The organism is Micromonospora sp. NPDC005237 (assembly GCF_040607775.1).
Classification (GTDB): Bacteria; Actinomycetota; Actinomycetes; order Mycobacteriales; family Micromonosporaceae; genus Micromonospora.
In genome coordinates this window covers 530,411-553,695 of sequence record NZ_JBEXHJ010000003.1, presented here as the reverse complement: position 1 = coordinate 553,695, position 23,285 = coordinate 530,411, and the positions used below count along the sequence as shown (strand labels likewise).

Sequence of the window (23,285 nt, the reverse complement as noted above, 5' to 3'; positions counted from 1 at the left end):
CTGGGAAAACATGTGAAAGACCTCATGTCGTGGTGGTGGCGAGGTCCACGCCGACGCCGCAGGCTGGTCGCCGCCGCTCTACTCGAAGCCGAAGAACTGGCCGAGTGCGACGCCGCGCAGTTGCGGCAGCCCTCGCAATAGGCGCTGATCATTACCACGCCAGCCCGGGACTGGGGACCTGCGGCGACGACGCCTTAGGGTCGCCGGTGACGCCAGCGTCACGGGGAGCGGTTGCGAGGCGTGAGATGACCCTGCTGCGGGACGTGATCGAGATCCCGACCTCGGTCGGGGACGGGGACTTCGTCGTCCGCGCCGCCGAGGGCGCCGACCTGCGCCGGTACGTCGTCACCGACCAGATCCGGGACAACTTCGCCGAGGCGCTGCGCCGGGTCGGCCACGCCGTCACCACCGGCCGCTCCCGGGCGAATGCCACGTTGACCGCCACGCTGGGCGAAGTCGTCGATCCGGTGGAGCGTTTCGACGGCAACAGCATCCGACTACGGGAAGATGTCACACCTGCGACCTGGCGGGCACTCACCGCGGACGCGGCCACCCGACTGTGCCTGCCTGAGGTCAATGACAAGGCCCTGGACGGTCTCAAGTTCGGCGCGGCCCTGCCGAAACGGTTGGCCGCAGCGACGCTCGCGGCGCGCCTGGCCGACCTGGACGGCGCTGCCGTGGTGCTGGACGAACCTGTGCGGTTCGTCGTCCTTTAGTAGTGAATGCGCTAGTTCCTTCGTGAGGATCGGCGATGGCCGCTCAGCGGCGGGGGGCCTCGCTGGCGATCGTCGCCTCCCGGGGCAGCGCCGCCGCGCGCAGCGCCCAGTCCAGGGCGTAGTCGGCGACCGCCTCCCAGCCGGGCGCCCCGACGGTGAAGTGCGAACGCCCGGGGAACTCCTCGTACGCGGTGAGCGCCCGGGACTTCTGGTAGAGCCCCGCGTTGGCACGGACCACCGACGCGGGCACCACGTGGTCCTCCCCGCCGGCCATCAGCAGCAGCGGCGCGCGGTCGTCGCGTCCGTTGTCGACGCGGGCGGGTGAGCGCGGGTCGAGGTTGGCGAACGCGCCCTCGAAGAACACCCGACCGGCGCCGGGCACGGCGTAGCGCTGCCAGGCCCGGTCGGAGTCCTCGCGGCTGAGCGTGTTGCCGAACGTGTAGGCGAAGTCGTCCGGGGTGAACGGGACGGCCCTGTTCCGATTGGCGGGGCTGCGCAGGATTGGGAAGCCGGAGCGCAGCTGGCTCAGCGGCACCTTGAGCACCCCCTTGATCGCTGCCGGATGCACCCCCACCACCGCCGCGCCGAGGCCCCTGTCGGCGAGGACCTGGGCGAACAGGCCTCCGAACGAGTGCCCCATGATGATCGGCGGTTGGGGGAGCGCCCGGATGATCCGGTCGTAGTGGGCGATGATCGTGGCCATGCTCTGCTGCGCGATCGGGGTGGGGTCGTCGCGCAACTGCTCCACGGACCGGTCCATCCCGGGCCAGGCGGGGGCGATGACGTGCATGCCGCGCTCGGTGAACCGCTCGACCCACCCCTGCCAGCTGCGCGGGGTCATCCAGAGTCCGTGGATCAGCACGACCGTGTCGACCCGGCCCTGCGGCGTGGCACCCATCGCGTCCTCCCGGTGTCGCTGTCCGGCCCGGCGGTTACCCGCTGCCGCGCTGGCAATGCCTGCCGGTGGGCTCGGACCGGGCGGAGCGCAAGAGCCAGGGGCGGTGGCGGACCTGTCGGAAGGCGATATGACGCAGAGGTATATCTATGACTCTGAGTCATATCGCTCTGGGCCGTATCTCCTGCCATGGCCGTCACACTCCGTGTCCGGCCAGGCGTGCCACATCGACCCGTCGGCGGGCCGTCCCTGACAAATGTCACGGCCGGAACGTGACGGCCGCTCCGGGAGCCGACGTCCGCGACGCCGGAGCATCTATTGCATGACCAGTACGCATCCGGCCGTCGAGCTGAACGGCCTCACCAAGACCTTCGGTACGGTCACCGCGGTCGACGGGCTGAGCCTGCGGGTGCAGCCCGGCGAGGTGGTGGCGTTCCTCGGCCCCAACGGGGCGGGCAAGACCACCACCATCGACATGCTGCTCGGCCTGGCCCGCCCGGACGCGGGCACGGTCCGCGTCCTGGGCGGCACCGCCGACGACGCGGTGGCCCGGGGTCGGGTCGCCGCCGTACTCCAGACCGGCGGGCTGCTCAAGGACCTCACCGTCGGCGAGACCGTGCGGATGACCGCCCACTTCTACCGACACACCCGCCCGGCGGCCGAGGTGCTGGAGCGCGCCGGCATCGCCGACATCGCCGACCGGATCGTGGGCCGGTGCTCGGGCGGTCAGCAGCAGCGGCTGCGTTTCGCGCTGGCCCTGCTGCCGGACCCGGACCTGATGGTGCTCGACGAGCCGACCACGGGGATGGACGTCGAGGGCCGCCGGGACTTCTGGCAGGCCCTGCGCCGCGACGCCCGCGACGGCAGGACTGTCATCTTCGCCACCCACTACCTGGACGAGGCGGACGCGTACGCCGACCGGATCGTGCTGGTCCGGCAGGGACGGATCGTCGCCGACGGCACCACCGCGGAGATCAAGAACCTGGCCGCCGGCCGTACGGTCCGGGCCACCCTGCCCGGCGCGGACCAGGCGGCGCTCGCCGCGCTGCCCGGTGTGGACGCCGTGGAGGTACGCGGCGACAGCGTGCTGGTGCGTACCGGCGACTCGGACGCGATCGCCCGTCACCTGCTCACCCGGACCGCCGCCCGGGACGTGGAGATCACCTCCCGCAACCTCGAGGACGCCTTCCTCGCCCTGACCACCGAGCGCATCGGAGCCTGAGATGTCCACCCTGCCGGCCACCCCCGCCGCCACCCGCACCGACCGACCCACCCAGCCCGACCGCCGGCTGCCCGCAATGGGTGGCTTCGCCCCGGCCGTCCTCGGCATCGAACTGCGGCGGGTGCTGCGCAACCGCCGCACCCTCGCCTTCACGCTGATCATGCCGGCTGTCTTCTTCCTCATCTTCGGCCTGCCGCAGCGGGGGCAGACACTGGACAACGGCCGACCCGTGACGGCGTACGTCATGATCAGCCTCGCCGTGTACGCGGCGATGGTGGCGACCACCAGCGCGGGCGGCGCGGTGGCCACCGAGCGGGCGTTGGGCTGGAGCCGGCAGCTGCGGCTCACCCCGTTGCGCCCGACCGCCTACGTGGCGACGAAGGTGGCCACGGCGATGACCCTCGGCCTGATCGCGGTCGTCATCGAGTTCGTGGTGGGCGCCGCGGCCGGCGTCCGCCTCCCGCTGGACGTCTGGCTGCTGTCCGGGCTCGCCGCGTGGCTCGGCTCGCTGGTCTTCGCCGCGTTCGGTCTGTTCATCGGCTACCTGGTGCCGGCCGAGAACGTCATGCAGTTCATCGGGCCGATCCTGGCCGTGCTGGCCATGTTCGGCGGGCTGTTCGTGCCGGTCGAGGTGCTCCCGCACGTGCTACAGCAGGCCGCGAAGTTCACCCCGGTGTACGGCATGGGTGAGCTGGCCCGCGCCCCGCTGACCGGCGACGGGGTGAGCATGGCCGGAGTGGCCAACATGGTCTTCTGGACCGTGGCCTTCGGCGTCGGCGCGGCCCGGCTGTTCCGCCGGGACACCGCTCGGGTCTGACCGCCGCGACCGCTAGCGTGGAGCCGATGGACCTCCCGACGGGGCAGCCCCAGCCGATGAACCGCCAGTGGCGGTACATCGGCTGGCTGCTGGCCGCCGTGTGGCTGTTCTTCCTCAACGTGCCGATCTCCACCGCCTTGCAGCAGCCGGAGCCGTGGCGGCGGGTCGTCGGGGTGACCGCCCTGGTCGTCTTCGGTCTGGGCTACGTGCTGCTGTTCCAGTGGGCCCGCCGGCTGCGCCAGTTGCTGCTGCCGATCCCGGCGTGGCGCGCGCGGCTGGGCCTGCTGGCGCTGCTCGGGGTGGGCCTGGTCAGCATCCCGGGCACCGGCGGCGACTGGCTGGCGACCCTGGTCTACGTGGCCGCGGCCGGAGTGTTCCTGCTGCCGCCGTGGGAGGCGTTGGTCACCGTGGCGCTCTGCGCCGTGACTCCCGCGTTGGCGTCCTGGCTGGTGCCGGGCTGGGAGGCGGAGCACGGCATCGTCTTCGCGGTGCTGCTCGCCTCGTTCGCCATGTTCGGCGTGTCCCGGTTGGCCCAGCGCAACAGCGAGTTGCAGGCCGCGCAGCAGGAGATCGGCCGGCTCGCGGTCGCCGAGGAGCGGGCCCGCGCCGCGCGCGACCTGCACGACATCCTCGGGCACTCGCTGACCGTGGTGGCGATCAAGGCCGAGCTGGCCGGGCGGCTGATCGAGGTCGACACCGTCCGGGCGGCCGCCGAGATCGCCGAGGTGGAGAGGTTGGCGCGGGCGGCGCTGGCCGACGTGCGGCAGACCGTCGGGGCGTACCGGGAGGTCACCCTCGCCGGGGAGCTGGCCGGCGCGCGGTCCGCCCTCGCCGCGGCGGGCATCGCGGCGGAGTTGCCGGCCGAGTTGCCGGAGCTGCCGAGGGAGTGGGACCGGCTGTTCGGGTGGACGGTACGCGAAGGGGTGACCAATGTGGTCCGGCACAGCGGCGCGCGGTGTTGCACGATCCGGGTGCGCCCGGACGGGGTCGAGGTGAGCGACGACGGCCGGGGGCCGTCCACGCCGGACGCCGGCGCCGCCGGGTACGGGCTGGTCGGTCTGCGGGAACGGGCCCGCCGGCTGGACGCCGTGGTGACCGTGGGCCGCGGCCGGGACGACGGCACCGGCTTCCTGCTGCGCGTGCACGCCCCGGCGGAGGCCCGGTGAGCGCGGCGGGTACGCCGATCCGGCTGCTGCTCGCCGACGACCAGGCGCTCGTCCGTGGTGCGTTGGCCGCGCTGCTGTCGCTGGAACCGGACCTGACCGTCGTGGCCGAGGTGGGCCGGGGCGACGAGGTGGTGCCCGAGGCCCTCCGGCACACGCCCGACGTGGCCCTGCTGGACGTGGAGATGCCCGGCCTGGACGGGATCGCCGCCACCGCCGCGCTGCGGGCGGCGCTGCCGGCCTGCCGGGTGCTGGTGGTGACCACGTTCGGTCGGCCCGGCTACCTGCGTCGCGCCATGGAGGCCGGCGCGAACGGCTTCGTGGTCAAGGACACCCCGGCCCGGCAGCTCGCCGACGCGGTCCGCCGGGTGCACGCCGGCCTGCGGGTGGTGGACCCGACGCTGGCCGCGGAGACCCTGGCCACCGGGGCGAGCCCGCTGACCGAGCGGGAGACCGAGGTGCTGCGGGCGGCCCGCGCCGGTGGCGCGGTCGCCGAGCTGGCGAAGGCGCTGCACCTGTCCGAGGGGACGGTGCGCAACCACCTCTCCGCGGCGATCGGCAAGACCGGCGCCCGCAACCGGGCCGCGGCCGTGCGCATCGCCGAGCAGAACGGCTGGCTGCTCGGCGATTGAGCGGCCCCGCTCAGGCGGTCGGCGGCGGGGTGGCGAGCTGGTCGACCACCACCAGGCTGCTGCCGGGTCGGACCTCGGCGAGCAGTTCCCGCTGGCCGCTGCGGTTGACCCGGATGCAGCCGTTGGTGGTGTTCTCGCCCAGTTCGTCGTCGTTGTACCAGGTGTGCAGGCCGATGTGCGCGCCGCGCAGCCCGGTGGGCACCGCCTCCGGGTCGTCGGGCACCGAGCCGAGGGCGTAGATGTCCACCCCGCCGTAGACCTCCCCGGGCGGTGGGGTGCGGCCCAGGACGAAGGTCCGCCCGAGCGGCGTCTCCTGCCCGGACTGGCCGAGACTCGTCTCCCAGGAGCGCACCGCCTTGCCGGACCGGTACCAGGTGAGCCGGTGCGCCTTGCGCTCGACCACGATCTGGTCGCGCAGCGCCACGGTGTCGAACCCGCCGGGTGGCAGCCAGGCGAGACGCCGGTTGGCCGAGGGCAGCAGGACGGCCGTCCAGCCGACCCGACGCTCGGCGATCGGCACGGTCAGCTCGACACCGGCGAGCGTCGGTTCGAGGAAGGCCCGCGGCCGTCCGCCGGGCGCGTCGTACGCGGCGATCCGCCGGGTCGGGTGCACGCCCTCGGTCAGGGGTGTGACGTCCATCGTGGCCGGGTCGGCGGGAAAACCCTTGGGCGCGGGGTCGTAGTCGAGCACCGGCAGACTGGCCGGGGCGGGCGCGGCCGGCGGGACCGACTCCTCCGGGCTCTGCTCGACGCTGCTCGGCGTCGGGTCGGCTGCGGCCACGTTCCGACTGTCGGGGGCCGTCGAGCGTGGGGTGAGAGCCTGGCCGACCAGCAGCGCGGCGGCCAGCAGCACGGGTACGGCGATGCCGGCGGCGATCCAGCCGGCACGGCGGCGGTACGGGGACATTCGGTCAAACGACACCAAACCACTCTATGGCGGTGGACGGTCCGGGGCCCCCGGTTCGGCGATACGCGCCGGCCGGAGGCCCCGGGGTCGGTCAGACCCGCGCGCCGATGTGGATGGCCACCGCGTCGTGCGCCGGCACGTTCGCGGCGAACCAGCCGTTACCGTCCACGGTGATCACCGGTCCGCTGCACGTGCCGCCCGCGTACGTGCCGTGGATGACGTCGCAGTACCGGCCGGCGGGCAGCCCGGTGTAGTACGAGCGACCGTTCACGGCGGAGTCCTCGTCGTTGAGCGTGACGAAGCCCTTGCCGCTGCGGCTGAACGCGATGTGGTTGTTGCCGTTGTCGTACCAGTTGGCCACGCCCGCGCCCTCGGTGGCGTTGCGGAAGCCGACCATGTTGGCGATCACCGGCCAGCGGTGCTCGCACTCCCAGCCGGAGTAGCAGGCGGTGTTCAGCGTCTTGTTGTTGCCGTCCGAGGGCGGGCCGGCGTCGCGGTTGCTGAAGGTGTAGCTGGACATGACGGTCGGCGAGCCGTACGGCCAGGCAAGCATGAAGGCGTTCGCGAGGGCGTAGATCCCCCGGTCGCGGTAGGTCAGCACCCCGCTGTTGTCCCGCTGGGTGTCGTGGTTGTCCACGAACACCGCGGCCGACCCGGTGGGCAGGTGACCCCAGCCCTCGCCGAAGTTGCTCAGGTACGCCAGCTTCTCCGAGCGGAAGACCCGGGCCAGGTCCTTGCCGTAGCGGAACTCGTGCACGTCACCGTTGCCGGTGTACTCGGTCGGCTGGACCGGCTCGCCCGCGCCGTAGATGACCTCCTGCACGATGTACACCGAGCGGGACAGCTTGCTCTTGATCGCGGCGATGTCGGCGGCCGGCATGTGCTTGCTGGCGTCCATCCGGAACCCGTCGACGCCGAGGGAGAGCAGGTCGTTGAGGTACGACGCGATCTTCGTCCGGACGTAGTCCGACTCGGTCTTCAGGTCCGACAGGTTGACCAGCTCGCAGTTCTGCACCTCGTACCGGTCGTTGTAGTTGGCGATGTCGTCGCCGCCGTTGCGCCCGCAGTGGTGGAAGTCCTGGGTCTGGTAGATGCCCGGATAGTCGTAGTGCGAGTACGACGAGCCGGCCCAGCCGGTGCCGCCGTTGTCCTGGCCGGACATGTGGTTGATCACCGCGTCGACGAGCACCTTGACGCCGGCCGCGTGGCAGGTGTTCACCATCGACTGGAACTGGGCCCGGGTGCCCTTGCGGGACTCGATCCGGTAGCTGACCGGCTGGTACGCCAGCCACCACTGGTTGCCCCGCACGTGCTCCTGCGGGGGCGAGACCTGGACGTAGCCGTAGCCCTTCGGGCCGAGCGTGCTCTGGCACTCGCTGGCCACCGACGGCCAGTTCCACTCGAAGAGCTGGACGATGACCTTCTTGGCGCCGGACGGGCTGGCGGCGGCCGGGGGCGCCGCCGCGGTGAGGGGGACGAGCAGGCTGGCGACCAGGCCGAGGGCGAGGATCGCCGAGCCGCGTCGACGTCGGTGCATCGGGACTCCTGACGGGAGCGGGGGTGGGGGTGGTGGTGCGGCGGGGGATCGCATCGGCTGCTCGAATCTTGCAACCCATGCTGAAATTTGCCGAAAGGTTACAAGCGTGTTGCAACGACTGTCAATGTATGGATGTCGATCACTGTCCACGGTGGCCGTTACACGCGTCCCGGCGTCGGTCGGTTCGATCCGGCTCAGAAATTTCCGTCCCCGGGTGATCCGCTCGCCCCGCCGGTCCGTACTGGATGGGGGAGCAGGGGTCGGCCGGTGGTGCGCCGCCGCGAGACGATCGAGGAGCAGATGGCCCGGGCAAAGCAGAACCAGAAGGCCACCGAGGTCCGGACCAGCACCAGCAGTCGGGGGGTGCGGACCAGGTCGCGCTCGGCGACGACGTTGCTGATCGCGTCCGCGCTGGCCGCGCTCTGGGCGGCGACCATGCTGACCGGCGCCGGCCAGACGGCGTACGCGTACGGCTTCTTCTTCACCGAGTTCTTCGCCGGGGTGATCGCCCTGGTGTCGTTGAGTCTCACCGTGATGCTGGGCCTGCTCGCCACCGACCGGCTGGTGCTGGGCATCTCGCACCGGGTGCTGATGCAGTCGGCGCACCGCGCCACCGGCGTCCTGGGCGTCGCCGGGCTGTTCTTCCACGTCCTCACCAAGATCGCTACCGGTCGCGCGGCGGCGACCGACTCGCTGGTGCCGTTCGTCGGCGGCCGGGGCCTCTACGTCGGCCTCGGCACGGTGGCGGCCCTGCTCATGGTCAGCGTGATCTGGACCGGCATCATCCGGGCCCGTTTCGCCGGCGTCGGTCCGAAGTGGCTGTGGCGAGCCCTGCACTCCGCCGCCTACCTCGCCTGGCCCTTCGCGATCGTGCACGGCCTCAACGCCGGTCGGGCCGCGAAGTCCTGGGTGGTGCTCAGCTACCTCGCCTGCATCCTGTTCGTCGTGCTGGCGCTGCTGGTTCGGCTCTCGGTCACCATCGGCCGGCGCAGCCGGGAGCAGCACCAGGCCGCCGTGCGCAACGCGGTGCTGGCCGGGCGGGCCACCGAGGAGGGCCGCGGGCGGTCGCTGCTGGCCGGCCTCAGCCGTCGCCGCGACGCCAGCGAGGACAAGCGCCCCGCCTGGGCGGAGGCGACCACCGCCACCTGGACGGCGCCGCCCGGCCCACGGCGGCGCGACCCCGAGCGGTTCACCGTTCCGGTGGTGCCCGAGCCCGGCTCGCTCGCCGAGCCGGCCCGGCCCAGTCGACGGCGGCGGGACGAGGCGCCGGCGGCTCGGCAGGACGCCGACCGGCCGACGCGTGGACGGCGCGACGAGGCGGAGACCACGACCCGCCGGTCGAGCCGGCGCAGCGTCGAGGAGACCGGCACCCGTCTTCGCGACGAGGAGGAGTTGGAGCCGGTGACCCGGCGGCGCGCGTCGCGTACCCGTGACGAGGAGACCGCCCCGACCCGGCGCCGTCGCGCCGAGGAGCCGGCCGCCGAGCAGAGCAGCCGCCGGTCCCGCTCCGAGGACGAGGGCACCCGTTACTCGGCGCCGCCCCGACGGGCCGTCGAGGAGCCGGAGGAGCCGTGGGACAGCCCGCGCCGCTGGCAGGCCGCCGAGCCGATCTCCGCCGGCCCGGTCTCCGCCGAGCCGATCTCGGCCGGCCCGATCTCGGGTGGTCCGATCTCGGCGGCGCCGCGCAGCGGCAGCGGCCGGCACAGCGTCGAGGACGATCTGCCGGAGGAGCCGGACTACTGGCGCCCGCCGGCGCGGTACGTGCCCGAGGAGGTGCCGCCGCCCGTCGACGACACCCCGACCCTTGTCGACCTGGCGTCGCGGCGAGCCCGGCGGGCCGCCGGCGAGGGCCGGTCCGCCAAGCGCCGCAAGGCCAGCGCCGACGCTGTGGACGGGGCGTACTGGGCCGGGCTGCGGGGTGAGGCGAAGTGATGCGCACGACCGTGCCGCCGGTGGCCTGCGTCGGTGAGCCTCGGCTGACCGCCGGCTTCGCCGAGTTCGGCCGGCTCGACCTGGCCGCGCACGAGGAGGTGCACGGGCCGATCGGCCCGATGGAGCCGGCGCAGTTGCTCCGGCTCGTCGAGGGCATGCAGCTCAAGGGCAAGGGCGGGGCGGGCTTCCCGTTCGCCCGCAAGCTGCGCGCGGTGCTGGAGTCCTGCGAGCGGCAGGACCTCGCCGCGGTGGTGGTCGTCAACGCCAGCGAGGGGGAGCCGGCCAGCTGGAAGGACAAGGTGCTGCTCACCCGCGCCCCGCACCTGATCCTCGACGGCGCGGCGCTGGCCGCGTACGCGCTGGACGCCGAGGAGATCGTTCTCGGCGTGGCCGACGACGGTGTCGGCCGGGACTCGCTGATGGAGGCTCTCGCGGAGCGCCGGATGCCGGTGCGGACCACCATCGTCACCGTGCCGCACCGGTTCATCTCCGGCGAGGGCGGCGCGCTGGTCAACGGCATCAACGGGCTGCCGCACATCCCGCCGGGCACCAAGAAGCGCTCCAGCGACTCCGGCGTCGGCGGCCTGCCCACCCTGCTGTCCAACGCCGAGACGTACGCCCAGCTCGCCGTCGGCGCACGACTCGGCCCGTACGAGTACGCGGCGCTCGGCACCGACGACGAGCCGGGCACCGTGCTGCTCACCGTGACCGGCGCGGCGGCCCGTCCGGCGGTGGTGGAGTGCACGGCCGGCATGCCGCTGCGCGACGTTCTCGACCTGTGCGAGGTCCCGGACGTCCAGGGCATCCTGATGGGCGGCTACCACGGCAAGTGGATCACCCCGGAGGCGGCGGAGAAGGCCGAGGTCTCCCGCAAGGGCCTGGCCGCGGTCGGTGGCACCCTCGGCGCCGGCATCATCATCCCGATCGGCGTCGACACCTGCCCGCTCGGCGAGGCCGCCCAGGTGGTGCGCTACCTGGCCGGCGAGTCCGCCGGCCAGTGCGGCCCGTGCAAGATGGGCCTGCCGGACCTGGCCCGCGCGGTCGACCTGGCCGTGGCCGGCAGCCAACCGGCCGACGTGGTGCGGGCCGCCGCCGGCGACGTCAAGGGCCGCGGCGCGTGCAGCCACCCGGACGGCACGGCCCGGTTCGCCCTCTCCGCGATCGAGGTCTTCGCCGAGGACCTGCGGCTGCACAGCACCGGCGACGGCTGCGGCCGGCGGGTCAAGGGCGTCATGGGGCTGCCCGGCGCGCCCGACCCCAATCCGCAGATGCTCACCCTGGACTGGTCCCGCTGCGACGGGCACGGCCTCTGCGCGCACGTGGTGCCGGACTTCATCCGGCTGGACGGCAACGGCTATCCGGCGTTCCCGACCACTCCCGTGCCGACCTGGCTGCGCGAGGGCGCCCTGAAGGCCGTCAAGGTCTGCCCGGAACTCGCCCTGCGCCTCGCCAAGGCCGAGTAGCGAAAGGCACTGACCACCACACCTGTCGAACGGAGCTGCGGATGCGCAAGCCGATCGGGCGGACAGCGGCGGCGTACCCGCCCCGCGCCGCCATCGTGGGGGCGCTCGTCGCCACCCTGCTCGCCACGGCGTCCTGCACCGGCACGGTGCCGCCCGACGCTGCCGCCGCCGGGACCGCGCCGGCCCCGGCCAGCTCCCCGGCCACCCCGGCTGCCTCCGCGACCGGCTCGCCGTCGGCCGCGCCGGCCCCGGTCCCGGTCCAGGTCCCGGACGTCCTGCGCTTCAGCGGGACCACCCTCACCGGCAGCGCGTTCGACGCGACGCGACTGGCCGGCCGGCCGGTGGTGCTCTGGTTCTGGGCGCCGTGGTGCGCCACCTGCGCCAGCCAGGCGTGGACGGTGGCCGAGATCGCGCCGAAGTACCGGGACACCGTGCCGATCGTCGGCGTCGCCGGGCTCGGCGAGCAGCGGGACATGAAGAACTTCGTCAGCGAGTTCGACCTCGGCGACACGCCGCAGATCGACGACCGCAAGGGCGTGCTCTGGAAGCGGTTCAAGGTGACCGAGCAGAGCATCTTTGTGATCATCGACCGGGACGGCAAGGTCGTCCACCAGGGTTTCCTGGACGGTGAGGCGCTCAGCGCCCGGGTCGCCGCCCTGGCCGGGGCGTGACCGCCCCGCTGCTGCTCGCGCTGACCGCCGGCATGCTCGGCGCGGTCAACCCGTGCGGCTTCGCGTTGCTGCCCGCGTACCTCTCGCTGTTGGTCGCCGGAGCGTCGGACGCCCGCGGCGCGGTCGGCCGCGCGCTCACCGCGGCGGCCGGGCTCACCCTGGGGTACGTGGTGGTCTTCGGCGCCTTCGGCCTGGCGCTCGCGCCGCTGGCCGGCTGGCTGCGTCCCCGGCTGCCGTGGCTGACCGTGGCGCTCGGGCTGCTGCTGGTGCTGGCCGGTTGCTGGCTGCTCGCCGGTCGGCGGCTGCCCGCGCCCGGGTGGACCGCGCGGGCGCCCCGGCTGACGAGGTCCTGGCCGTCGATGGCGCTGTTCGGCGCGGTGTACGCGCTGGCGTCGCTCGGCTGCGCCATCGCACCGTTTCTCGCCATCGTGGTGACCAGCCTCCAGGCCGGCTCGACCGGCCGCGGGCTGGCTCTGTTCGGCGCGTACGCCCTCGGGATGGGTCTGGTGGTCGCGGTCGCCGCGCTCGGTGTGGCGCTGCTGCGCGACGGTCTGGTGGCCCGGCTGCGCGTCGCCGGCGCGCTGGTGCCCCGGCTCAGTGGCCTGGTGCTGCTGCTCGCGGGCGGGTACGTCGCCTGGTACGGCTGGTACGAGCTGCGGCTGGCCGCCGGCCGCCGCGACGCCCTGCGTGACCCGGTCATCCGAGCGGCAACACAGTTCCAGCAAACCCTGTCGAACACCGTCGACACGCTAGGCCCGACACCACTCCTGGCCGCCCTGGCAGCACTCCTCCTGGCAGCCCTCCTGCTCAGGCGCCGCCGCCCTCCCAGCGTCGATCATGAAGTTGTTGCCGCGACACGCCGAGGCGGCGGGCAATAACTTCATGATCGACAGCGGGAGGCGGGGTTAGCGCGGGGACAGGCGGTCTGTGCCCAGGCGGTCCTGGAGCACCTCGGGGACCAGGACTGAGCCGTCGGCCTGCTGGTACTGCTCCAGGATGGCCGGGAAGAGCCGGCTGGTGGCCAGCGCGGAGCCGTTGAGGGTGTGCACGAAGCGGGTCTGCTTGGCACCCGGCTCGCGGTAGCGGATGGCCGCCCGGCGGGCCTGGTAGTCGCCGGCCCAGGAGACCGACGACACCTCCTTGTACTTGCCGGTGCTCGGCATCCACACCTCGATGTCGAGGGTCTTCTTCATCGAGGCGCTCGCGTCACCCGCCGAGAGCAGCGTCCGCTGGTAGTGCAGACCCAGCCCTTCGACCAGGCTCTCGGCGTGGGCGAGCATCTCCTCCAGTGCCGCGTCCGCCTGCTCGGGCAGGGTGAACTGGAAGATCTCCACCTTGTTGAACTGGTGCCCGCGCACCGTGCCGCGCTCGTCCGAGTGCGACCCGGCCGACTCCCGCCGGTAGCAGGGCGTGTACGCGAACGCCTTCAGCGGCAGCTTCGTGGTCTCCAGAATCTCGTCCTGGTACGCGCCCAGGATCGCCGTCTCCGACGTGGGCAGCAGGAACTGCCCGCGCGGCGCGGAGTCGGCGTCCAGGTGGTAGACGTCGTCGTAGAACTTGGGGAACTGACCGGCGGCGAAACCGGCCGAGTCGAGCAGCAGGTGCGGCGGGAGCAGGAACTCGTAGCCGGCCCTGATGTGCTGGTCGACGAAGTAGTTGAGCAGCGCCCACTCCAGCCGCGCGCCGACCCCCGTGTAGATCCAGAAGCCGGAGCCGCCGAGCTTGACGCCGCGCTCGTAGTCGACCAGACCCAGCGCGCGGGACAGCTCCACGTGGTCGCGGACCTTCTCGATCACCGGCGGCTCGCCGAAGGTCTTGACGACCCGGTTCGCCTCCTTGCCGCCGGGCAGGACGTCGTCGCTGGGCAGGTTCGGCAGCTCGCTCATCGCGTCGCGCAGCCGGGCCTGCACCTGGTCCAACTGGGACTCCAGGTCGGCGAGCTGCTTGCGCTCGGACTCCGGCGCGGTGACCTGCGGCTCGGTGCCGGCGCGCTTCGCCTGCGCGTACGCACGGGCCTCCGCCTTGCGGCGCTGCCGCTCGGCGTCGATCTCCGTGATCAGGGCGCGCCGTTCCTGGTCGAGCCGCTGGATCTCGTCCAGGGCCCGATCGACCTCGGCGGGATCCAGACGCTTCGCCAGCGCGGTCGCCACCGCCTCGCGATCCTTCCGGATCAACTCCATGTCGAGCATGCTGCTCCGTACGCCTCCGTCCGGGGTCGGGTGGACCACCAGATGCTACCGTCGCGCCCGTTTCGACCCGGGACGGGGAGCGCGACAGGTTTTACAGCCGGATCGGCATCAGCACGGAGAAGGTGTCCTCGTCGTTCGGGCGGCGCACGGCCAGCGGGGCGATCGGCCCGTCCAGCTCCAGCACCAGCTGCGGGCAGCCGGCCGCGTCCAGCGCGTCGAGCAGGTACTCGCCGTTGACCCCGAACCGCAGCCCGCTCACCGGATCGGGCGTCGGGTCGGCCGCGGCCAGCTCGGTGGGGTGCAGCAGGCGCAGGCCGCCGGAGTCGTCGAGGCCGAGGACGGAGACCGCCAGCGGCGTGCCGGCGTACTCGCGGGCCAGTGTGGGAGCGGCCGGGTCGCGCAGTGCCGCGCGCAGCGCCACCACGTCCACCGGGATGCGGTACGCGGCCGGCCGCTCGCCGACCGCCTCGCGCAGCAGCCGACGGTAGTCCGGGAAGTCGTACGGCAGGGCGGTGCCCGTCAGCGTCCGACCGGCCACCGCCACCCGCAGGTCGACGCCGGCCACGGTCAGCCGCACCTCCCGGGCGCCGGCGGTGTCGAGCAGCCGGCGCAGCCGGTCGACGAGGTCCACCGGCACGAGCACCCGCGCAGGCGGTCCGTCGACGGCCGCCGCCGCCCGGGCCACCGCGAGGCGGTGCCGGTCGGTGGCGACCAGGCGCACACCGTCCGGCTCCACGTCGAGCAGCACCCCGGACAGCGCCGGCAGCTCCGGGTTGGCCCCGACGGCGAAGCGCACCGCGTCGAGGGCGGCGGCCAGCTCGGCGGGGGAGAGCAGCAGCGTGGTCACCGTCGTGGGCGCCGGGTCGACCAGGGCCCGGAGCCGGACGACCTCGCGGCGGGCGTCGGCCAGCCCGTCGGCCAGCCGGCGCAGGTGCGCGTCGAGCAGCCGGTGCACCTCGGCCGGCTCGGCGCGGACGGCGGCGGCGATCTCGGGCACCGGCATGCCGACCCGGCGCAGCCCCGCGACCAGCCGGGCCGGGCCGATCTGCTCGTCGGTGTACCAGCGGTAACCCGTCACCGGGTCGACCAGGGCCGGCGTCAGCACGCCCGCCGAGTCGTAGAAGCGCAGCGCGCTGACGGTCAGGCCGCTGGCCCGGGCCAACTCGCCGATGCTGTGCAGGTCGCTCACCACGTCGGGCATCCTGCCCCCTCGACCTGGTCGAGGGTCAAGCCGCCGGCTCCGCGTCCCGCTGCGCCGTCGGCGTGGCATCGTCCCGCTTGAGCACCCGGAAGGTGAGCCCGGCCCGGACCAGCCGGTCCAGCAGCGCGTCACCCATCGCCGCGACCGGGGTGAGCTGGCCGGCGGTCGGCGGCAGGTCGTCGAACGCCAGGCACAGCGCCGACTCGGCGAGCATCTTCGCCGTCTCGTCGTAGCCCGGGTCGCCCCCCGCGACCTCGGTGACCACGCGCTTCCCGCCGCCGGTGCCGACGAACCGGACCCGGAACCAGGACGACGCCCGCTGCTGCGGGGTCGGGCCCTGCCCGGAGGCGAGCCGCCCGAGCAGCCAACGTCGGGTGGGCGGCACCTTCACCAGGCCGACCAGCGCGCCGAGCCCCACCGCGCTGACCAGCACGGTCGGCAGCCGCTTCACGGCGGCGAAGTGCCGGTAGCGAAAGTCCGGGCCGTACTCCGGGCGGCTGGCGGCCGAACGGCGGATCACCTGCGGGTCGATGGTGGGCAGCGGCACGGTCCAGATGCCCAGCTCCGCCGAGCGGGCCAGCCGGCCGGGCACCGCCCGGACGCGGCGGTCGGTGGGGCGCGGCTCGACCGCCCGGCGGGCCCGGGCGGCCCGGCTGGCCTCCCCGGTCCGGGCGAACGCGGTGAGCGCGGAATGGTACGTCCCGGCGGAGAACCGGCCACCGGCGCGTACGTAGCCGTCCACGGTGATCGGGACGCCGGCGGGCAGCTGCTTGACGGTGAACCAGACGCCCAGATCGTGGGGGATGGAGTCGAACCCGCAGGCGTGCACCAGCCGGGCGCCGCTGGCGGTCGCCTCGGCGTGGTGGCGGACGTACATCAGGTCGACGAACTCCGACTCCCCGGTGATGTCCAGGTAGTCGGTGCCGGCTCGGGCGCAGGCCGCGACCAGTGGCTGCCCGTGGTGGACGTACGGGCCGACGGTGCTGGCGACCACCCGGGCGCTCTCCGCCACGGCGCGCAGCGACCCGGCGTCGGTCACGTCGGCGGTGAGCAGCGGCAGGTCGGCCAGCGTGGGGTCGATCGCGGCGAGCCGGCCGCGCACGGCGGCGAGGCGATCGGGGTTGCGCCCGGCCAGCGCCCACCGCAACCCGGGCGGCGCGTGCCGGGCCAGGTACTCGGCCGTCAGCCCCCCGGTGAAGCCGGTCGCCCCGAACAGCACCACGTCGTACGCCCGCTCCCCAGCCATCCCCCGAGTCTGCCACCCGCCATCGCCCAGCGCCGATCGGAGGGCGCGGTCACGGTGTGAACACGGCCCGGACGCAGCCGTCGGCGCGGTCGGCGAACAGCGCGTACCCGCGGAGGCCGTCCTCCAGCGGCAGCCGGTGGGTGGCCAGGTGCTCGGTACGCAGCTCGTCGCGGGCCATCCGGTGCAGCAGCATCGGCACGTCGCCCAGGTCCGGCCGGCGTGCCCCCCGCACCGTGAGCCGCTTGTCGGTCACCGCGCCCAGTGCGAACGCGTCCACGTGCCCCTGGGCCCCGCCGAGCACCACCACCACGCCGTCCTTGCGGCAGGCGTGCACCGCCTCGCGCACCGCGTCCGGGCGGTCGACGTCCCGGCCGGCCAACCGATCGACGACCGACCGCGTCGGCGGCACGCCCACCGCGACCACGCACACGTCCGGGCCGCGTCCACCGCTGCGCTCCCGCAGCTCCGCCGCGACGTCGGTACGGCGGTAGTCCAGCGGCTCCGCCCCGGCGTGCCGCTCGGCCATCCGCAGCCGCTCCTCGTGCCGGTCGACGACGAGCACCCGGGCGGCGCCGCGCAGCGTCGCGGCGCGAGCGGTCAACTGACCCACCGCCCCGGCGCCCCACACCGCCACCACATCGCCGGGTCGCACCTCGCCCAGCTCGGCCGCCAGCCAGCCGGTCGGCGCCGCGTCGGCGGCGAACAGCGCCCGGTCGTCGCCGACCGCGTCCGGCACCCGGAACGCGCCCACGTCGGCGTACGGCACCCGGACGTACTCGGCGTGGCCGCCCGCGAAGCCACCCGCCGCCCGGGGCCGGCCGAAGCAGCCGGCGTCCGAACGCCCCCGGTCCGGATCGACGCTCGCCACGTCGGCGCCGCCGTTGTCGCAGCAGGAGTGCCGGCCCCGGCGGCAGTACCAGCAGCCGCCGCACGCGACACTCGCGCCGACCACCACCCGGTCGCCGATCCGGTGTCGCCGGACCGCCGGGCCGGCCTCGACCACCTCGCCCAGGAACTCCGTCCCCAGCACGTCACCGGCACGCAGCAGCGGGTCCCGACCGGCCAGCAGCGGCAGGTCGGCGCCGCTGGTGGCGCTGCGGCGGACGCGGACGATGACGTCCCGCTCGTTGCGCAGCTCCGGGTCGGGCACCTCGCGTACCGCCAGCTCGTCGGCGGCCACCCAGCACAGCGCCCTCACCCGCGGGCCGTCCGGCGGTCCAGCGCCGAGCGGTCCGCGCGCAGCACCTCGCCGGCCTCCACGCGCTGCTTGACCTGGCGCAGTGTCCGGCGGACCAGCAGCTGCGGGTCGTCGCCGACCAGATGCGCGGCCAGGCCGGGCGCCGCGGCGGCGCCGGCCACCGGGCGGGCGGCCAACTCGGTGCCCCGGTCACCCGGCGCCGGCCGCACCCGCACCTCGACCGTGCCGTCCAGGTCGCACAACGGCTCCGGCCACCGGCCGCCGGGAAGGACCTGGTCCGCGGGTCGGTCGACGGTCACGACCTCCCACCCGGCCGCCGTGGTCCGGTGGCGGTCCGCGCCGGGCCGGCCGCGCCGCCGGGGTACGCGCAGCAGCCGCGCCGCCCCGGCCCGCGCACCAGTGCCGACTGCGGATCTCGCCCGCGCCAGCCGTCTGATCGGTCCCATCCGTCCTCCCGGTCCACGTCTCCCGATCGTCGGTCGCGCCGGGGTGAAGCGGGCTCGCCCGGAAGGGGTGAACAGGTTCGGGCCGGGTAACCGCTCGCCGACCGGGGGTGGAACGCGTCGTGGGGGTGGGGCCGGGTGCCGGAACAGCAGGATCACGCGCGAGTCGGCACGGCACCGCGACGCCGGGGGGAGCAGCCGGCGCTGCTGGCGTCGCGGCTGACCCCGACCGTGCCGCCCGAGCCGGTGGTGGCCCGGCCCCGCCTGCTGCGCCGGCTCGACGAGGGCAACGCCGGGCCGGTCACCCTGGTGGCCGCGCCCGCCGGCTGGGGCAAGACCACCCTGCTCGCCTCCTGGGTCCGGCTGACCGAGCCCGGGTCGATGTCCGGGCCGGCGTGGGTCTCGGTGGAGGCCGGCGACGACGGCGACCGGCTCTGGGCGTACCTGGCGGCGGCGCTGCGCACGGCCACCGGGGCGGCGGACGACGACCTAGTGACGCCGCTGCCCACCGGCCCGCCGCGCCCGGACCAACTGGAACTGCTGGCGGCCGGGCTCGCCGCCGCGGAGCAGCCCGTGCTGCTGGTCTTGGACGACCTGCACCGGATCACCGACCCGGCGGCGCTGACCGGGCTGGAGTTCCTGCTGCGGCACTCCGAGCAGCGGCTGCGCCTGGTGGTCGGTGCGCGGGCCGGGCTGCCGCTGGCCCTGCACCGGCTGCGCCTCGCCGGCGAGCTCACCGAGATCGGCCCGGACGAGTTGGCCTTCACCGACGACGAGGTGGCCGACCTGCTGACCGCGCACGCCGCACCACTGCCGGCGGCCGCGGTGCGCCGGCTGCGCGAGCGCACCGGGGGTTGGCCGGCCGCGCTGCGGATCGCCGCGTTGGCGTTGCGCGGGCAGCCCGACCCCGAGCGCTGGGTGGGGCAGTTCGGCGGCGACCAACCGGAGGTCGCCGGCTATCTGCACGAGGAGGTACTGGCCGCCATCGACCCGGCCGACCGGGACCTGCTGCGCCGTACGGCCCTCGCCGAGACCGTCTGCGCCGATCTGGCCGAGGCGTTGACCGGCCGCGTGGACGCCGAGCAGGCGCTGGCCGACCTGGCCGGGGCCGGCGGCCTGCTGCACCGGGAGGAGACCCGCCCGCCCTGGTACCGCTGCGACCCGCTGCTCGCCGACCTGCTCCGCGCCGAGCTGGCCCGGATGCCCGCTGACGAGGTGCGGGAGCTGCACGCGCGAGCGGCCGACTGGTACGCCGGCGCCGGCCGCCCGGCCGACGGGCTGCGGCACGCCCTCGCCGGCGGCCGGTGGGGCCTGGCCGGCGACCTGTTCGTCGCGCACTGGCCGGAGCTGACCCGCTACGACCGCGACCCGGTCAGTGGGCCGCCGCCGTCCCCGCCGTCCCCGCCGCCGGAGGTGGTGCACGCCGACCCGGAGGTGGCTCTGGCCTGTGCCGCCGAGCGCGCCTACGCCGGTGATCTGCCCGCCGCCGCCGGCCATCTGCGCACGGCCGCCGGGCACGCCGGCGCGCTGCCCGTGCCGCGGCGGGACCGGTTCATGCGGTTGACCACCGCGCTGGAGCTGACCCTGGCCCGGCTCGCCGGTGACCTGCCGCAGGCGCGTGCCGCCGCCGCCCGGCTGCTGCGCACCCGCCCGACCGACGGCCCACCCGCCGGGGTGCCGGATCGCCGCGCAGCCGGGTCGCCGGATGACCAGGCGGCTCGGCCCGAGCCCACGTCGACCCGCCCGTCGGACGCCGACGACGCCGACCTGCGGGCCTTCACGGGCACCGCGCTGGGTCTCGTCGAGCTGTCGGCCGGCGCGCTGCCCGACGCGCGGTTCGTCCGTGCCCGGGCGGCGGCCCGGGAGGCGGGTCGGCCGCGCACCGAGCTGGTCGCCGCCAGCCGTTCCGCGCTCCTGCTCGCCGTCCGCGGTGACCTGCGCGCGGCCGAGACGGCGGCCCGCGACGCGCTGGGCATGTCGCCCTGCCGGGGCTGGTCCTCCCGGCTCGACTGCGGCTACGCGTACCTGGCGTTGGCAGTGGTGGCCCTGCACCGCGACCAACCCGAGGAGGCTGCCGCGAACCTCGCGCTCGCCGCCCCGGCAACCGGCGCGGCCTTCGCGGTCGGCCCGGCCGGTGCGGTTGGCGCGGTCGGCTCGGTTGGCGCGGTGGGCTCAGCGGGTCCGGGCGGTGGGGTCGGCCTCGCGGAGGCGGGTCCCGCCGACGGGTCGGGGTCGAGCGCGGAGCCGGTGGCGGCGGCGGTCCTCGCGTGGTGTCGTGCGGGGCTGGACCGGGACGCCGGCGACCCGGCGGCCGCCCAGCGGCTGCTCGCCCGCGCCCGGGAGGCTCTGCCCGACGAGCCGGCCGCTGCCGAACTGTCGGGCCTGCTCCGGGCGGCCGAGGTCGAGACCCGGGCCGAGCGGGGGGACCTGGACAGCGCCCGCGACCTGCTGGCCGGTGTGACCGGCGACACGGCCACCCCGGCGCTCGACGTGGCCCTGGCCCGGGTGGAGCTGCGGGCCGGCGACCTCGGCGCCGCCGGGCGGGCGCTGCCGGACTGGCAGGCGCCGCCGGCCGCCGCCTGGCCCCTTCCGGTACGCCTGGACGCCGGCCTGCTGGAGGCGGTGCTCGCGGAGCGGGCCGGGGACGTACGCCGGGCCGGGCGCGTCCTGGAGCAGGTGCTGGACCTGGCCGGCCCGCAGGGCTGCCGCCGGGCGTTCACCCGGGCCCAACCGTCGGTGCGGGACCTGCTGGCCGCCCACCTGGATGCGGGCACCGCGCACTTCTCGCTTGTCAGCGATCTGGTCCGGGGCGTCGAGGAGAGCGCGCCCCGGCCGGCGGTCGAGCCGGGTGGCCTGCTCGACGAGCCGCTGACCGAGCGGGAGCTGACCATCCTGCGCTACCTGCAGAGCATCCTGTCCAACGTGGAGATCGCCGCCGAGCTGTCGTTGTCGATCAACACGGTGAAGACCCACGTGCGCAACATCTACCGCAAGCTCGGCGCGACCCGCCGGCGCGAGGCGGTCCGGCGGGCGCGCGAGCTGCGGCTGATCTGAGCGGCCGGGCAGCCGCCCCGGTCAGTCGTTCGCCGCCGCGTCCACGGCGGCCAGCAGGTCGGGCAGGTCGTACCCGCCGTCGTGCCGGACGTCGTTGACGAAGAGCGTCGGCGTGCCGTTGACCCCGCTGCGGATCCCGCCGACGAAGTCCCGGCGTACCCGGTCGGCGAACTTTCCGCGCTCCACCTCGCCGTTCAGCTCGTCCGGCGGCAGCCCGAGCTGCTCGACGCCGAGCGAGAGGTGCACGGGGTCCAGCTGGTCCTGGTGCTCGTACAGCCAGTCGTGCATCTCCCAGAACTTGCCCCGCGCCGCGGCGGCCTCCGCCGTCTCCGCGGCCCGTTCGGCGTACGGGTGGACGTTGGCGATCGGGAAGTACCGGTAGACCAGCTGTACCGTGTCGGCGCGCTGGCGCAGCAACTCGTGCAGGTTGGCGTACGCGGCACCGCAGAACCGGCACTGGAAGTCGCCGTACTCGATCATGGTCACCGGGGCGTTGGACGGCCCGCGGACGTGGTCCTCGATGGTCACCGGCTCCCGGAGCCGGGCGGTGACCTGAAGTGGGGTGGTCATCGGGCCATCACCTTCCGATCGCGGGCGAGGTTGTCCAGCGCGTCGAAGATCCCGTCCGCGCCCGGGTTGACGTCGGGGGCCGACAGGTAGCTCCACGCCACCATCCCGGCCTGGTCGAGCACCACCAGCGCGCGGGCCGCCTCGCCCTGCGGGGTGTACGCGCCGTACTGGCGGGCCACCTCGCCCTTGGGCTCGAAGTCGGACAGCAGCGGGAAGGTGATGCCCCGGCTCTCGGCGAACGCCCGGTGCGACCAGATGCTGTCCACCGAGATGCCGAGCACCATCGCCTGGTACTGGTCGAACACCGGTGCCGCCGCCTGGTAGAGCGACATCTGGTCCCCACAGACCGGGCTCCAGTCGGCGGGGTAGAAGACGAGCACGACCGGGCGACCCCGGAACTGCTCGGGGCCGATCTGGCGCCCGTCCGGAGTGCTCGCCAGGGTGAAGCCGGGCGCGGCGCGCCCGGGTTGGATCAGCCCGTTCGGATCACTCATGCGCCCAGCCTGCCTCCGGGGCGGGTGAGGCCGGCTCACCCGCCCCGGGTGGTTGCGCGCTCAGCGCAGGACCGGTGCGACCGCGATGTGGTTCTGGACCTCCCGGATGCCCGGTGCGGACCAGGCCACCTGCTCCACCTCGGCGCGTTCGGGCATGGAGTTCACCAGTCCGGCGAGCACCGCCGTGTCGCCGTGCACCCGGACGGTGATCCGTTCGGCCTCGGTGGCGCCGGCCCGGGCCAGCGCGTCCACGATCCGGTCGGCCACGTTCGCGCTGTCCGGCGGCGCGCTCGGCCGCACGGTGACGCCGTTGCTGACGCCCCGCACGCCGGTCAGCCGCGAGACCGCCCGTTCGGCGGCCCGGCGCTGGTACTCCCACTCGACCTCGCCGTGCAGCGTCACCCAGCCGGCTGAGACGGTGACCTGGAGCTTCTCGATGGGCACGAACGCGTCCCACTCCAGGGCGTGGCCCGCCGCGGCGGCCACGTCCGGGTCGGCGCGCTCGTGGCTGCCGGGCAGCTGCACGGTCAGATCGTTGGCGACCGCGCGGACTCCGACGACCCGGTGCGCGGCCCGTTCTGCGGCCCACTTCTTCGCGTAGCTGTCCACCCGCCCGGTCAACGTGACGACGCCCTCGGCGACGGTCACGCCGATCTCGTGCGGCTGCACCCGGGGTTCCCAGGTCAACTCGTCGAGTACGGCGGACTGGATGTCCTGGTCGGTGCGCGTGATCGTCGCGATGGCCATCGGTCCTCCCTCCGCTGCGTGCGCTGGCTGGCGGACCGGGTGACGACCGTGGCCGGCAGGCCCGCCAGGGTCCGATCGTGCCGGCCAGCGGGGTGAGCGGGCCTCACCCGATCCGGACGACGGACCCAAGGGACCTGCCCGCGCCGCGTCGACCGGGCACCGCCGTCGATGGTGGGAGCGCTTCCATA

Annotated in this window: 21 protein-coding genes; 10 read left to right on the top strand and 11 right to left on the bottom strand. The window is 74.5% G+C overall.

Annotated elements, in window-relative coordinates:
- Window positions 1-245 precede the first annotated feature (245 nt).
- Window positions 246-716, top strand: coding sequence for a hypothetical protein (locus tag ABZT87_RS11395; RefSeq protein WP_355135170.1), 471 nt, complete (start codon window positions 246-248; stop codon window positions 714-716).
- Window positions 717-759: 43 nt separating this feature from the next.
- Here the strand turns inward: ABZT87_RS11395 and ABZT87_RS11390 are convergent, their stop codons facing one another.
- Window positions 760-1,614 carry an alpha/beta fold hydrolase gene (locus tag ABZT87_RS11390; protein ID WP_355135168.1) on the bottom strand — a complete coding sequence of 285 codons (855 nt, stop codon included), beginning with the start codon at window positions 1,612-1,614 and terminating at the stop codon, window positions 760-762.
- A 319-nt stretch (window positions 1,615-1,933) separates the two neighbouring features.
- Between ABZT87_RS11390 and ABZT87_RS11385 the strand changes: the two genes are divergently transcribed.
- From ABZT87_RS11385 to ABZT87_RS11370, 4 genes are read left to right on the top strand one after another with little or no spacing between them, the layout of a single operon-like run.
- Window positions 1,934-2,833, top strand: a complete 900-nt coding sequence (locus tag ABZT87_RS11385) for an ABC transporter ATP-binding protein (RefSeq protein WP_234584431.1) — start codon at window positions 1,934-1,936, stop codon at window positions 2,831-2,833.
- Window position 2,834: 1 nt separating this feature from the next.
- A complete protein-coding gene (locus tag ABZT87_RS11380; RefSeq protein WP_355135165.1) occupies window positions 2,835-3,650 on the top strand; it encodes an ABC transporter permease in 816 nt (271 codons plus the stop codon).
- A gap of 26 nt (window positions 3,651-3,676) precedes the next feature.
- A complete protein-coding gene (locus ABZT87_RS11375) occupies window positions 3,677-4,816 on the top strand; it encodes a histidine kinase (RefSeq protein WP_355135163.1) in 1,140 nt (379 codons plus the stop codon).
- Entirely contained in the window at window positions 4,813-5,445 is a 633-nt protein-coding gene (locus ABZT87_RS11370; protein ID WP_354856249.1) for a response regulator transcription factor, read from the top strand. The genes ABZT87_RS11375 and ABZT87_RS11370 overlap by 4 nt, the downstream gene beginning before the upstream one ends.
- A gap of 10 nt (window positions 5,446-5,455) precedes the next feature.
- Here the strand turns inward: ABZT87_RS11370 and ABZT87_RS11365 are convergent, their stop codons facing one another.
- Together ABZT87_RS11365 and ABZT87_RS11360 are read right to left on the bottom strand one after the other, a co-directional pair.
- Complete coding sequence (locus tag ABZT87_RS11365) at window positions 5,456-6,367, bottom strand: L,D-transpeptidase (protein ID WP_355135161.1); 912 nt, start codon at window positions 6,365-6,367, stop codon at window positions 5,456-5,458.
- Between the two features lie 76 nt (window positions 6,368-6,443).
- The gene (locus ABZT87_RS11360; RefSeq protein WP_355064176.1) at window positions 6,444-7,889 is read right to left on the bottom strand and encodes an alpha-amylase family protein; all 1,446 of its coding nucleotides are present in this window, start codon (window positions 7,887-7,889) and stop codon (window positions 6,444-6,446) included.
- A gap of 267 nt (window positions 7,890-8,156) precedes the next feature.
- On the opposite strand from ABZT87_RS11360, the gene ABZT87_RS11355 reads away from it, so the two are divergent.
- From ABZT87_RS11355 to ABZT87_RS11340, 4 genes are read left to right on the top strand one after another with little or no spacing between them, the layout of a single operon-like run.
- Window positions 8,157-9,821 (top strand): hypothetical protein, encoded by a 1,665-nt coding sequence (locus ABZT87_RS11355; protein ID WP_355135159.1) that lies wholly within the window; start codon window positions 8,157-8,159, stop codon window positions 9,819-9,821.
- Window positions 9,821-11,284 (top strand): NADH-ubiquinone oxidoreductase-F iron-sulfur binding region domain-containing protein, encoded by a 1,464-nt coding sequence (locus tag ABZT87_RS11350; protein ID WP_354856244.1) that lies wholly within the window; start codon window positions 9,821-9,823, stop codon window positions 11,282-11,284. Before ABZT87_RS11355 ends, ABZT87_RS11350 begins: the two co-directional genes overlap by 1 nt.
- A 41-nt stretch (window positions 11,285-11,325) precedes the next feature.
- A complete protein-coding gene (locus ABZT87_RS11345) occupies window positions 11,326-11,955 on the top strand; it encodes a thioredoxin-like domain-containing protein (protein ID WP_355064180.1) in 630 nt (209 codons plus the stop codon).
- Window positions 11,952-12,833, top strand: a complete 882-nt coding sequence (locus ABZT87_RS11340; protein WP_355135157.1) for a cytochrome c biogenesis protein CcdA — start codon at window positions 11,952-11,954, stop codon at window positions 12,831-12,833. Before ABZT87_RS11345 ends, ABZT87_RS11340 begins: the two co-directional genes overlap by 4 nt.
- Window positions 12,834-12,860: 27 nt before the next feature.
- On the opposite strand, the gene serS is transcribed toward ABZT87_RS11340, so the two are convergent.
- The 5 genes from serS to ABZT87_RS11315 form a co-directional block, all read right to left on the bottom strand.
- Entirely contained in the window at window positions 12,861-14,144 is a 1,284-nt protein-coding gene (gene serS / locus ABZT87_RS11335; protein ID WP_355135155.1) for a serine--tRNA ligase, read from the bottom strand.
- 91 nt (window positions 14,145-14,235) lie between these two features.
- Window positions 14,236-15,345 carry a MerR family transcriptional regulator gene (locus ABZT87_RS11330; protein WP_355135153.1) on the bottom strand — a complete coding sequence of 370 codons (1,110 nt, stop codon included), beginning with the start codon at window positions 15,343-15,345 and terminating at the stop codon, window positions 14,236-14,238.
- Between the two features lie 25 nt (window positions 15,346-15,370).
- Window positions 15,371-16,591: a saccharopine dehydrogenase NADP-binding domain-containing protein gene (locus tag ABZT87_RS11325; protein WP_355135151.1), complete on the bottom strand. Its 1,221-nt coding sequence runs from the start codon at window positions 16,589-16,591 to the stop codon at window positions 15,371-15,373.
- A gap of 49 nt (window positions 16,592-16,640) precedes the next feature.
- A complete protein-coding gene (locus ABZT87_RS11320) occupies window positions 16,641-17,789 on the bottom strand; it encodes an alcohol dehydrogenase catalytic domain-containing protein (protein WP_355135149.1) in 1,149 nt (382 codons plus the stop codon).
- Window positions 17,786-18,235 carry a hypothetical protein gene (locus tag ABZT87_RS11315; RefSeq protein WP_355135147.1) on the bottom strand — a complete coding sequence of 150 codons (450 nt, stop codon included), beginning with the start codon at window positions 18,233-18,235 and terminating at the stop codon, window positions 17,786-17,788. The genes ABZT87_RS11320 and ABZT87_RS11315 overlap by 4 nt, the downstream gene beginning before the upstream one ends.
- Window positions 18,236-18,436: 201 nt before the next feature.
- On the opposite strand from ABZT87_RS11315, the gene ABZT87_RS11310 reads away from it, so the two are divergent.
- Complete coding sequence (locus ABZT87_RS11310) at window positions 18,437-21,286, top strand: LuxR C-terminal-related transcriptional regulator (RefSeq protein WP_355135402.1); 2,850 nt, start codon at window positions 18,437-18,439, stop codon at window positions 21,284-21,286.
- Between the two features lie 21 nt (window positions 21,287-21,307).
- Here the strand turns inward: ABZT87_RS11310 and ABZT87_RS11305 are convergent, their stop codons facing one another.
- The 3 genes from ABZT87_RS11305 to ABZT87_RS11295 are packed head-to-tail and all read right to left on the bottom strand — an operon-like array spanning window position 21,308 to window position 23,097.
- Window positions 21,308-21,856 (bottom strand): thioredoxin domain-containing protein, encoded by a 549-nt coding sequence (locus tag ABZT87_RS11305; protein WP_355135145.1) that lies wholly within the window; start codon window positions 21,854-21,856, stop codon window positions 21,308-21,310.
- Window positions 21,853-22,350, bottom strand: a complete 498-nt coding sequence (locus tag ABZT87_RS11300) for a redoxin domain-containing protein (RefSeq protein WP_355135143.1) — start codon at window positions 22,348-22,350, stop codon at window positions 21,853-21,855. Before ABZT87_RS11300 ends, ABZT87_RS11305 begins: the two co-directional genes overlap by 4 nt.
- 60 nt (window positions 22,351-22,410) lie before the next feature.
- Complete coding sequence (locus tag ABZT87_RS11295; protein ID WP_355064195.1) at window positions 22,411-23,097, bottom strand: BON domain-containing protein; 687 nt, start codon at window positions 23,095-23,097, stop codon at window positions 22,411-22,413.
- Window positions 23,098-23,285 lie beyond the last annotated feature (188 nt).